This is a genomic window from Cronobacter sakazakii (assembly GCF_000982825.1).
In the GTDB taxonomy this organism is placed as follows: Bacteria; Pseudomonadota; Gammaproteobacteria; order Enterobacterales; family Enterobacteriaceae; genus Cronobacter; species Cronobacter sakazakii.
Map to the genome: position 1 here is coordinate 2,252,330 of NZ_CP011047.1, position 11,803 is coordinate 2,264,132.

An 11,803-nucleotide genomic window follows, 5' to 3' on the forward strand; every position below is an offset into this window, starting at 1 on the left:
ATTACTGTCCCTTTTTTGCGATCTGTTGCTGTTTCATCTTACGTATAAACGCTAAAGCTTCCGCATACCGTACTTCAATCGGGTCACTTGAGTTCAACGATGGTTCTTGTCCGTGCTCTTTTTTGAATTGTTTAATCTTCGGCCAAAGGATTACAGCTTCCTCTTCAGAAACTTGAGATTTACTAGCACTGACAGCCTCCTGAATGGTTTTCAGCATAGGAGCCGTAACCGATTTAGAGAGGATCTCATAAGCGCCATGAAATGGATTAATAGAATCAATCAGATCTATATCAAGATTGTCTATGCAAAGGAACTTCTCGCCCATTTTAAGAAACTGTTTTCCAACAACGCTTGAACTGGATTCCATCCCAGAATTATCTCCCATGTCTATTACGGCATCAGGTGGCAGGTCTTCACCCTCGAACAATCCACCTTGCTGAGTAATTAGCATACTTTGTAGGATACCCTGCCTTATTTGTTCTTGTTCTTCTTCAGTCAAGTCAGGGTAAAGAGTTTGAATCACTGCAGGCAATGCCATCTGAGTGATAGTCTCAGAAGGTGTGGTTTCACTGATTGCTTCTTTTACCGTTTGTTCGTTAGCCATTAACGTGGCCATAATCTCATTCTTGTCGCCATTAAGAATGTCGAGCACTTTTTGAGATACAGGTGTGCTTGATGAATCGTCAACTAATAAGGTATTCGGCGGCAGTGGTTTTCCGTCCCATTGCGAACGAGGTTTGAACTGGATACTGGGGGCAAGAATCTGTTCCATTAATAACGAGGTCGTAATCGCTTTTAGCATGTTGTTGACCGATGATTTCACATCATCATCCTGCGCATCTGGCTGGGCAATTAAGTTGGTGAACTGCGCATGTTTTTTGCCAATACAATCGCGTGTGGCACGGCCAATAATCTGTACAATTTCTGTTAACGAACTACGGTAACCGATGGTCAAAACATGTTCACAGAATGGCCAATCAAAACCTTCTTTGGCCATACCCAACGCGATAATAATGTCTATGTCATCGGCAGCTTTGATATTACGCAGATAGGCTTGGATTTTTGGCCTTTCAATGGGGTTATCATCGACCAGATTAGCTAATTTAAGCAAACGTCCATCTTTAGCCTCAATATGGTATACACCTGTGGCCGAGTCACGTTTTAACACATTTCCCAAAACATCCAGAATAGCATCTACTTCTCCATGCTTATCCTTAGTTGATTCACCAGAGTTAACATTTGGAATATGAATTATAGTTTTCTTACTGGCATCAAGAACTGAGGGTAAAGCTTCGATGTAAGGACCTTGGTAAAAGTGATAGCCAATACCCAAGGATTTCAAGTATTGGTAACCGTTTAGCTGCTCATAGTAGGTATAAGTAACCTTTGTGAACAATGCTTCATCTTCGGCCAACAAGATAGGCACCGTATCGCCCCGAAAGTAAGAGCCAGTCATAGCGATAATGTGCGCACTTGATTTTTTCATCAAATCATCTATGAGGCTACCCAAGCGGTTATCACCGTCGGCTGAAACATGGTGGAACTCATCAATAGCTACAAGACAATTATCAAAATCAGTCACTGCTAATTTTTCAAAAGCAAAACGCAAGGTTGCGTGAGTACACACAAGAATCTTGTCATAACTGGACATAAACCGCTGGAAAGCTTTGACCTTACCCGACTCACCGCCATCAACGCATAGGTTATTTTCCGGTTTAACAACCCAGTCAGCGAAAAAACCATGCTCACTCAGCTTAGTATCTTGAAATGAACCCCCGATAGATTTTTCAGGAACCGCGACTATCACTTTACGCAAGCCCTGATGTTTCAGCTTATCCAAGCCAAGAAACATAAGTGCACGCGATTTTCCGCACGCCGGTGGTGCTTTGATCAAAAGATACTGGCTACCACGTTCAGCAAAAGCTCGGGCTTGCATTTCACGCATACCCATTGAGTTAAGGTTAGAGCTTTGACCCGTTTGACTATACTCGACATGTAGAAGGTTTTTCATCATTAGTCCTTAAATTTCATTAGTGCCTTTATCTACTATAAGTTCATAAAACAGTATCAGTTTTGAACCAGTGCCTCGTAACGTGCTAGCAAGCAACTTAATCGGTCGGTAGCATCTTTAAAGGGGCGATCCCGATAAAGCCTATCAACTGCTTTATCAAGCGCCTGATGTGCGGTTAGCAACTCATGCGGCATCTTGTCAGGATCATACAACTCAGCTAAGGAACAACCAGGGAATTCTTCTCGAGTTAGAATGACCTCTTCAGCTAGTCCTTCAATCGTTTTACGTTGAGAATCAGTTACTTCAGGCCAAGGAAATGGGTTATATACTAGTTTTGCTGAATAGCGATAATCACTTTTAATTCGGCCTGCGATCATTCTCATCCAATCGTTATGTAATAAGGATGAAATAATTCCAAATTCGAATAATGTACCATCTGGAATCATCAAATTCGCATCTGAGCAAATAACCTCATGAGAGTAAAAACCAATTGGAATATATACCCGTCTTTCAGAGGAGTGCCTAGGAACAAGAATATAACTACCTGAGATAGGCTGTCTAATTTCGTCAAATAAATGTGGTGTTAGTGCCTTTTTTCTTGTACTTAATTTAGTGCTTTTTGCGCGAAATTCCGAAACTTTTTGAATCCGATTAAAAACATTAGGAGCCTTCTTTATGTCAAGTTCTGATAAATTAACCAACCATAAACACCAACGCTCTTTGGAATTCAGAAACTCATCAGCTCCTAAAATAGGTTTTATCCACTTTTCAGCTAAAGGCTCTTGGTTGAGTAAATCTTCACGCTCAGATCGATTTAGCAATAAATTGCCATCATCTGTAGGTTGATTACCTTTAACCATGATCTTTGTATTCTTCAAATGTGGTTTACTACGAGTTTGGACCGTAGTGTTAGTACCTTCAATCAAATAAGGGCTGATATTATGCACTGTTTGGATATGTATCTCCCCACCTATCTCATGATATATTTTCCCTAACTTTGATCGACTAGTTAACCCTACGATAATTACATGAACAGCAGCTTTGTCACGAGCGTTATTCGCCCAAATAAATGTAGGGTAAGCAAATTTTATTTTCAATCCTAGATTAAAAATCGATGGCCAAAGAGTAGCTACCTGTTCACCTTGACAAAGCGAATTTGTTGCCACTAATGCCAATTCAGAAGATGTATTTTGAATATATTGTGCCCCTTTCCAGAACCAGCAAGCAACATAATCCAAATTACCTAATGTCTTAAAGCCATTAAATACAGATAACATATCGGCTTTCTGCAGTTCGGTACGTTCGCGAGTACCTAAAAATGGCGGATTACCTATTACATATACTTCCTGCTCAGGTGTTTTCGGGCAAATCCTATTCCAATCTAATTGCAAGCTATTTCCACTATAAATATTTCCACTTTCACGTAAAGGCAACGCAGGTGGAGCAAAACCAAACGCTCGTTCCCACTGGCTATTTAATTGATGTTCGGCCAGCCAGAGGGATAACCTTGCTATCTCGCAAGCGAAGTCGTCAATTTCAATACCATAAAACTGTGAAAGATGTAGCCCACTCATCGAAAAACCTTGTGGTTCCAGCTCTTTCAGGGCATCAATGACTTTCATCTCTAATTTTCGTAGTTCTTTGTAAGATACGATTAGAAAGTTTCCTGACCCGCAGGCAGGATCAAATATCTTTATTTCAGTAAGACGAACTAGTAGAGCCTTTAAACCTTTCGGGCTACGCAATTGTTTGTTCAGCTCAGTTTCCAACGGCTCCAGGAACAGCGGCTTTATCACCTTCATTATGTTGCTGTACGAGGTATAGTGCTGCCCCAAACGACTACGTTGCTCGACGTCTATCACCGCCTGGAACATACTTCCGAAAATATCAGGGTTGATTTCACTCCAGTCCATCGTGCCACATTCAAGCAGCATCTTACGGCCTTTTTTGCCTAGTTCTGGAATAGGCTCATCAGAGGAAAAAAGCCCTCCATTTACATAAGGAAATGCCGCTAAATGAGTAGGTATCTTTTGTCGTTGCTGGCTAGCTGGAGCCGCGTTAAGGACAGTGAATAATTGATAGAGGAAGGTATCAAGATCGCTACCATCTTCCTCGGTGTAACTCTTGATCGCAGAGGTGAACTGAGCTGCTTCAAATATACCTGTATCTTCGGCGAACAGACAGAATAGCAAACGTGTCAGGAAGACGTTAAGAGCATGAATATCTTCTGGTTTACTGAGATCATTGTGGACACGAATGAGATCAAACAGCTTGCCCATCTTCTCTGCAGCTTTAACATCTGCGGGGTTCTCACTACTTATAATTGCCTTTTCTAAACCAGCTAAAGGTAAGAAAAAGCCATAGTTGCTATAAAGTTCATCTAGCTCAATATCGAGTCTCTCTTTACTACATGTATCCCACGCTAAAAATCGAACATAATCAGTAACTAATACAAAACGTATCTTGTTTTTCGCTATGACTGAATCAACGATACGTAACTCAAAAGCCTCATCAAGGTCTTCTTTGTCATTGACACTTTGAAAATAGAGTTTATTTTTCAAACCAACATGACCAGTTTCCTTGGCAACATTACGGCTACTGCCTTGTCGAACCTGTGTGATCGTTGCTTTAGGGAAGTCAAAGGCTGCCATAAATCCATAAATGAACTCATCCCGGTCTAGTTCACGGGTAAGTTGCTCGAGTTGTTCAAATATTTTTGCCTGATTAACGGCCATCAGTAATCCTTTAGGGTATGTCAGATTTTTAGTAACAATTGTAATGGGTTAAAAAAATCCAGAAGGTCTAAACCTTAAAAGTGCTCAACCTTGTAAGGCAGCATATTAACCTCAGCGACGCCAACCCTCAGCGATGAACAAGCTCCATAGTGCGGATAGAATTTGTCCGCTGAGGTGAAGTAAATTCTTTTCATGCTTATTTGAATTTCAAGCCTGACTGAACGGGTTGACATAACACTCGATTGATAAGGTCATCTGTAGATGTGCTTTCGTACCTGTCTGCCAAAACATGGCGTAGTTTCATCAATCGAGCATTAGCTGTTCCAACCAAAGAACCAAAAGTCGTAGCGCGAACTCTCCCATACGGATTACGCTCTCCATCACCAACAACTTTCTCACGGGCAACACCAGCCGCAACCTTTTGCCCAACGACCCAAGCGTTAATAAATGGTGTTCCTGTTATCAAACCTGATGCTGCAATGTCCTGTACATAGCCATCAGCTTGATTCACCTCTTTTCTTGTGAGCTCAAATCCACCTTTCTTCAGTTCAATTACCAAAACCTGTTGCATTTGAACAAGAGACACATCTACTGGATCAAATGACTCGATGCCAGTCATTTGCCACGTTGTTTTTTCCGGCAAAACTACAATATCAGGACGATTGCGCTCGTTTATAAATTGAGCACCAGGGCTTTTGAATAGTTCGCGGGCTACAGATTGTAATGTCATATTCGAGCAATATTCCTGCGATTCGAATTCAGGACCAAACAACCAACGAGAACGTAAAATCAATGGATGTAGAGTGTGTAACTCATCCGTATCAGGGTCATCAGCCAAACGCTGAATTGTTTCTATCACGCTGAGTCGACTGTCAATTTCATCAAGGACCCGCAACGCGTCCTTGACTGTCCATTCAGCCAGTAACCGATCTAAACTCTCTATATCGTCGTGCTGCAAAGTAGCAAGCTTTTCCAGTAATGCGGCTCCGCTCTTGGTCTTTTCAAGATGAATAAGCGCCTTAACTGCTGTGGCAAGAAATTCTGGGGAGACAGTCGGATGCTCTTGAGCTACCGCTGTAGTGAATTCAGCTACTCCCAAGCGAGCCCCCTGACCCAAGGTTGCTAACTCTGAGCGGTTTTGCATCAGCGCATCCTCTGATGTAATTTCAGTAAATTCCACAGCAAGCCTTTGTGCAACATCACGAATGTGCTCAGCTGTAGCCTGATATAATTCCTTTACAGAATCAGTGGGACAAAAAGCGGTCCAGTCTTGTTCAACATCAGATTCGAAACCTTCTGTATCAACGATAACCTTGTAACGCCGGGCAAAGCGTGTACGTCCGTCGAAATTGGCTATCTGTCCAACTGCCCATGACGGGGTCCCAACTAATCTGTGCTGTACCCAAAATGCAATTCCTTGGTGCAAAGAAGAATGATTCAGACGAGTTGAGTCGATGACAATCACTTTGGCATGACGTCCTGCACTGAGGCACAAGGTCTCTTCACTTATTCGCCCATCAATCTCAGTAAAGGGTCGTAACTTGCCATTAACACGCACCTCGAATTCAGGATCGTGGATGAAGCGGGCGGATAATACAGTGAGTATTTCATCAGCATCTGGCAGTTTGCGTGTTACCTGTACCTGCAATCGTGTACCGGAGCCTATGTGTTTCTCCTCAGTCTCGCTACGACACACGAAAGGACTAGAACCAGCTCCAGTGCCAACAACGAATGTTGCCAAAATGCCATCGCGCCAGGTTTTCACTTCGTATTCGTCAGCAAAACAAAGCAAGCCATGGCGACCAATGCCATTGCGACCGTAAGCCTTACGCGGGCGGGCAGTTCGTCCGGTAGGGAACTCTACATTGAAACCTTGATACTTCTCGCGAGTGTAGCGCAAAGTCATCCAGCGCTTTTTAAATTGCTCCGGGGTCATACCATGACCATCGTCTGTCACAGTCAATATTCCACCTATTTCGGTAGGTAAAACCAAGTCTACTCGTGACGCTCCGGCATCCCAGGCGTTAGCAACTAACTCTGTTAAAGCGACCTGTGGAACATGTGCTACCTGCCCAAGTTCCCGTAGCAGGTAATCGTCCTCAAAAAGCGAGTTCTGAAGTGGTTGCTCAGACATGGGCGGCCTCACATAAACGATTCGGTGACCAAATTAATTCTACTAATCCCGCAATCAGTTTCCGGCGTACCTGTTGTTCCGCTTTATCGAATACCTCAGCGAATTTGAAAGACAACTCATATTTGGTAGAAAACTGCTGAAACTGTGGCTGATGTTCGTAAACACTGGAGTCCAAACTTGCGGCAAAGAAGTTCTGTTTGGCATAGTGCACCCGCTTCAGGGGAAACGGTTTGTCCTGCAGGCTCCGGTTAACATCTGCTGGTAGGAGTAAAAGTGACGCAACATGATTGCGCCAATCTTGAAATTCCTGCTCAGTACTGAACTGATCTTTCACGATTTCGTAATCATCAGCCCAGATATGTTCGATGTCGAATGGGTTCTTGAGAGTACGGTCCACCAATCGATCAAATGTCTCAGTACGCCCTGCACCGATCTCAGTTGCTTCTGTCAGTCGTGCTAGCAAATGGTAGATATAACGGCGACTGAATTGATTGAGCCCTAAACCATCAATACCCGTTCGTCCTTTTACTGCGTAGCCGGAGAACGTAACATCATCATCTGCCAGTTTCTTCTGGAGGATAGCTACCAACTCTGGTAGCGGTTTACGCCTGATATCCCGGCACAATAACCACATAGCGTAAGACACACTAGAGTATCCAACCCGGACATAATTCACTACTCGACGCATCAACCAGATGTCCAAATAAGTAGCTGTGACCGCCAGTTTCCGGTCCACAGTCTCGTCATCGTCAGTTTCTATCAACGATGCCAGGAGCACCGTATTCTGCCAAGTAAAATCATTGTGAGCGTTATAGTAGACCGCTCGTAGCTTCGGAGTGTAATGCTTGCTGCTGTTTAGGATACGCCGGTACGCTTTGGCAAAAAATGGAAAGCTTACAGCCATCATGTTCTGATTTTCCTGAGCTTTACCCAAACCCAGGCGAGAGTTGTTTTCTCGCACCCAGCGGTGAAAGACTGAACCGATCAACTCCCAATCTTTATCAACCGATCCCGCCTTACGTTCACGGATACTTTCTGCGTACTGTGCCCGTAACCACGCCTTAATACAGTTGGCATCTCGCTCCGGTTCGTGCTCCCCTCCCCAGGAGATCAATTCCAGGACTTGCTGTTTCCAGATTTGATTGGCCTGTAGCCGCGCATCCTGTTCTTCAATCGGAGCCAATAAATATGCCTTCAACATATCTACCGGACTAAGCGGCTTACCCCGATCATTCATCGTTTCAAAAATGGCGTAAGCATAACTGTCGTTATCAGTGGCAATCTCTATCAAACCTACCCGTGTCAACAACCAGTAGATGAAATGCGGCAATGCATTTCCTATCTCTGCCATCAAGTCGTTTGCTTCAATATCACTATAACGGGCGTACATGGTTTGTATGGATTCATCCTTACCATCCGGATTGAACGCTTCCCCCTTGAATAGGGCATTGATAACAGGAAGTCGCTCAGAGATGTCGAGGTTGAACTTGGGGTTACCGAGGTTGTCGCTGAAAATAAGTGGGGCTAAGGTTTGGGCTACCGGCAGCCTCTGTTCCTCGGCAGATCGGTACAGGCAAATCAGCAACAATGTCAAAGAGGTGACTCGCTGCTGGCCATCGATCAAGTAATTTTTGTTATTGCGTTTGCTGACAATGATTGAGCCAAGAAAATACTCCCCATAGTTACTAATAGCGCTGGTTTCATCACCCTGCTTGTAGTAGTTAAAGAATTTTCCCTGAAGATCAGACAGCAGCTCGTCAATGTTCTCCTTCTCCCACTTGTACTCACGCTGATACTCATCGATAGAAAAGGATTGGCTTTGCAGCAACTGCTGTACGTTACGGTAGTGGGGGGTGATTGTGCTCATATCAGACGAAACCGTACTAATGATTAATAGTTGTATTATGCCCTGCTCGCGGAGCAGTGTCTTTGACCCTTGTTCAAAATCAGTGCGTTGCAAAATCTGCAGTGGCACAGCTGAGTCAATAAATTGCAAACACCAAAATTAGCAAAAAAATAAGGCATGCCTGAGGCGCGCCTTATAGAAATCCTTTTAATCAGCCCTTATTCAACTTAGCAAAATCAAACGGGCTAACCCCCTTCTCCCGATTCGCATCCAGATAATCCGCCCACCACTGCACCATCAGCCTACGCTCCCCCAAGTGTTCAGCCTTATGAATATAAGCCGCACGCACAGAGTTACGTTCCTGGTGACTCATCTGCCGTTCAACCGCATCCTTCGACCACAATCCCGACTCGATTAACGAACTACATGCCATAGTCCTGAAACCATGCCCGCAAACCTCAACTTTCGTATCATAGCCCATCACCCGCAGTGCCTTGTTCACCGTGTTCTCACTCATTGGTTTACGTGGATCATGATCGCCAACGAAGATCAGCTCTCGGTTTCCACTCATGCTTTTGATCTTTTCTAGAATGGCGAGAGCTTGTCGTGATAAGGGTACAAGATGTGGAGTGCGCATTTTCGAACCTCGATGTGAATGTTTCACACCTTCTAAAGGTTCACGCTCTCCCGGAATCGTCCACATTGCAGTTTCAAAATCAACTTCTGACCAGCGAGCAAAACGTAACTCACTAGATCGAATGAAGACTAACAACGTCAGCTCCACAGCTAAGCGTGTTAGTGGTCTGATGCACGGTGAGCGCGGTCGCATAGCCCTCCGCAATCCACAGGCGTTTTCCGGCCTGTTTCTGCCCCTCAATGATATGGCATGTACCTTTCACCGCTCCGCCTTTCAGGGTGCGTTTGAGACCGTCAGCATTAATAATCTGAAGGTTAACCAGCGCCCCGGCATCGTCATGCAGCGGCACCACCGCATCATCGGCGCGGAACGTCACGCCGCCGGTTTTATGCATGACGGTGAGCGTCAGACATTCCAGAGCGGGGAAGCCCTTTCGGGTAAGGTAGGCGTTGCCGGTGGCCGGTCGGGTTTTCTCCATCAGTTTCGCGGCCAGCCCGGCCGCCGCTTTGCGGTCGGCATCGGTTTCTGTCTCTGCGGCAGCAATCACCTCCGGGGCAACCGGCGGCAGGTTGCCGGTGACAGCATTCACCTTTTGGGCGGCCTCTGAGGCCGATACGTCGAATACCTTCTCAACCAGCTTAAGTCCGTCACCCGCGCCGCACTGGTTACAGAACCACGTGCCGCGCCCCTCTTTATCGTCAAAGCGGAAGCGGTCGGAGCCGCCGCACACCGGACAGGACTGATGCCGGTTTTTAATCACCTTCACACCCAGCGCCGGGAGAATGCGCGGCCAGTGGCCGCACGCCTGTTTTACCGTTTCTGATACGTTCATTTTCATTGTTATTTTCTCCCTCAGTGCAGTACCGGTGCGGTGATATGGCGGGCGCAAAGCTCATCCATCACGGCGAGCCCGAGAAAGGACAGCGACGGCGGGGCTTTCAGTGGCCCGGCTTCCATTAAATCTTCCAGTAATGCACAGGCAATCTGACGGCCTTTTTCCTCGCCATGCTGGCGCAGGTAGAAGCCCTCAAGCTCGGCGGCAATGGCGCTTTCCAGCGCGTCGAGGGTGAGGTGCGGGTACTGGTTCTGAATAACCCGCTTGCCAATACCACAGGCCATCAGGGATATACCGAACCGGAAAAGGTTGTGATGCAGCAGGTGAAAGACCGGCTTGAGCAGGCGGTGAAAGGCTGCAATATCCGTCTGACCGATGAACCGGTGCTGTTTAAAACAGGGCTGTCGGCCTCCACGCTGCCACATATGGAGCATGACGTTGCGGCCACGCCCGTTCAGCGGAAAGTCTGGCAGGAAAAAATGCGGGAACGTGAAGCCGACCTGAAAGCACGGGGGTTACTGTCATGATGCGCTGCCCTTTCTGCCGCACGGCGGCACACGTTCGCACCAGCCGCTATATGTCCGAGAGCGTCAAAGAGAGTTACCTGCAGTGCCAGAATGTGCACTGCTCGGCGACATTCAAAACGCATGAGTCCATCTTTGAAGTGATACGTTCGCCGGTCGTCGATGAGAAACCCGCGCCGGTGCCGACAATACCCGCAGCACCCCGTCGGGTAAAAGGCTGCTACAGCTCGCCGTTCCGCCACTAATCAGGAGAGACAACCCGTGACCACCCTGACCTTACAGCAGGCCAATGAAGCCTGTCAGACGAACAAAACCGCGTGGCTGAACCGTAAAACCGAACTGGCCGCCGCAATGCAGGAATATCAGGAATTATTGCTGGATGACAATGCATCAGGCTCCCGCAGATTGCAGACGCTGCGTGACCTGATTGACGTAAAAAAGTGGGAAGTTAATCAGGCCGCCGGTCGCTACATCTTCTCGCATGAGGAGGTGCAGCGCATCAGCATCCGTAACCGGCTGCATGATTTTATGCAGCAGAACGGCGCGGAGCTGGCCGCCGCACTGGCACCGGAGCTGATGGAGATTAAAAACCAGCCCGCGATGATAAAAAACCGTGCGCTTGACCGTTCAGTAGATTACCTGCGAGAAGCTCTTTCCGTCTGGCTGACCGCAGGAAATGAAATTAATTATTCTGCACAGGATAACGACATTTTAACGGCCATCGGATACAGGCCTGACGCGCCTTCGCGGGATGATAATCGTGAAAAATTCACCCCTGCACAGAACATGATTTACACCCGTCGACGCGCCGGGCTGGCCGCGCAGTAACCTGTCAAAAAATCCCTGTAAATCTTGTCATTTTTCCCGAATTAAGCCATGCATCCAAAGGGTGCATGGTTTTGCATGCGTTTTCCCGTTCCTACACTCCCGACCCGCGCCAGTCGCGGCGCGGCCTGAGTCCACCTTTGCACCTGCATTAAAAGCGATCCCTTAAGCGGGCAGGCGGGGCGGGGAGAGCATTGCGCGCGATAAGTATTAATTAATTATATTTTGGTAGGATGTTTGAGATATAAAAAAGGGT

General features: G+C 46.4%; 7 protein-coding genes and 3 pseudogenes. 3 read left to right on the forward strand and 7 right to left on the reverse strand.

The annotated features are described in order from the left end of the window. Position 1: 1 nt before the first annotated feature. The 7 genes and pseudogenes from CSK29544_RS10725 to CSK29544_RS10755 form a co-directional block, all read right to left on the reverse strand. Positions 2 to 2,014, reverse strand: coding sequence for a DEAD/DEAH box helicase (locus CSK29544_RS10725; protein ID WP_029039243.1), 2,013 nt, complete (start codon positions 2,012 to 2,014; stop codon positions 2 to 4). 53 nt (positions 2,015 to 2,067) lie between these two features. Continuing rightward, a complete protein-coding gene (locus tag CSK29544_RS10730; RefSeq protein WP_029039244.1) occupies positions 2,068 to 4,746 on the reverse strand; it encodes a class I SAM-dependent DNA methyltransferase in 2,679 nt (892 codons plus the stop codon). Positions 4,747 to 4,942: 196 nt separating this feature from the next. Further along, on the reverse strand, positions 4,943 to 6,880 hold the full coding sequence (locus CSK29544_RS24865) for an ATP-binding protein (protein WP_007900371.1): 1,938 nt from the start codon (positions 6,878 to 6,880) through the stop codon (positions 4,943 to 4,945). Continuing rightward, the gene (locus CSK29544_RS10740; protein ID WP_029039245.1) at positions 6,873 to 8,783 is read right to left on the reverse strand and encodes a DUF262 domain-containing protein; all 1,911 of its coding nucleotides are present in this window, start codon (positions 8,781 to 8,783) and stop codon (positions 6,873 to 6,875) included. The genes CSK29544_RS24865 and CSK29544_RS10740 overlap by 8 nt, the downstream gene beginning before the upstream one ends. Before the next feature lie 154 nt (positions 8,784 to 8,937). Beyond that, positions 8,938 to 9,531 (reverse strand): annotated as a pseudogene (locus CSK29544_RS10745) (tyrosine-type recombinase/integrase); the annotation flags it as partial. Continuing rightward, positions 9,479 to 10,201, reverse strand: a pseudogene (locus CSK29544_RS10750) (primase-helicase zinc-binding domain-containing protein); the annotation flags it as partial. The pseudogenes CSK29544_RS10745 and CSK29544_RS10750, both read right to left, overlap by 53 nt. 14 nt (positions 10,202 to 10,215) lie before the next feature. Next, positions 10,216 to 10,482: a DUF5375 family protein gene (locus CSK29544_RS10755; RefSeq protein ID WP_007900388.1), complete on the reverse strand. Its 267-nt coding sequence runs from the start codon at positions 10,480 to 10,482 to the stop codon at positions 10,216 to 10,218. Between CSK29544_RS10755 and CSK29544_RS10760 the strand changes: the two are divergent. The 3 genes and pseudogenes from CSK29544_RS10760 to CSK29544_RS10770 form a co-directional block, all read left to right on the forward strand. Next, positions 10,441 to 10,725 (forward strand): annotated as a pseudogene (locus CSK29544_RS10760) (glycoprotein 3); the annotation flags it as partial. The gene CSK29544_RS10755 and the pseudogene CSK29544_RS10760 sit on opposite strands and share 42 nt — an antisense overlap. Continuing rightward, complete coding sequence (locus CSK29544_RS10765) at positions 10,722 to 10,967, forward strand: ogr/Delta-like zinc finger family protein (RefSeq protein ID WP_007900390.1); 246 nt, start codon at positions 10,722 to 10,724, stop codon at positions 10,965 to 10,967. The pseudogene CSK29544_RS10760 and the gene CSK29544_RS10765, both read left to right, overlap by 4 nt. 16 nt (positions 10,968 to 10,983) lie before the next feature. Next, a complete protein-coding gene (locus CSK29544_RS10770; RefSeq protein WP_007900391.1) occupies positions 10,984 to 11,550 on the forward strand; it encodes a phage polarity suppression protein in 567 nt (188 codons plus the stop codon). Positions 11,551 to 11,803: the final 253 nt, after the last annotated feature.

Bases quoted from the DNA above. Each gene is read 5' to 3' on its own strand.
- CSK29544_RS10725 (WP_029039243.1), bottom strand. From the start codon at position 2,014: ATGATGAAAAACCTTCTACATGTCGAGTATAGTCAAACGGGTCAAAGC.
- CSK29544_RS10730 (WP_029039244.1), bottom strand. From the start codon at position 4,746: ATGGCCGTTAATCAGGCAAAAATATTTGAACAACTCGAGCAACTTACC.
- CSK29544_RS24865 (WP_007900371.1), bottom strand. From the start codon at position 6,880: ATGTCTGAGCAACCACTTCAGAACTCGCTTTTTGAGGACGATTACCTG.
- CSK29544_RS10755 (WP_007900388.1), bottom strand. From the start codon at position 10,482: ATGGCCTGTGGTATTGGCAAGCGGGTTATTCAGAACCAGTACCCGCAC.
- CSK29544_RS10765 (WP_007900390.1), top strand. From the start codon at position 10,722: ATGATGCGCTGCCCTTTCTGCCGCACGGCGGCACACGTTCGCACCAGC.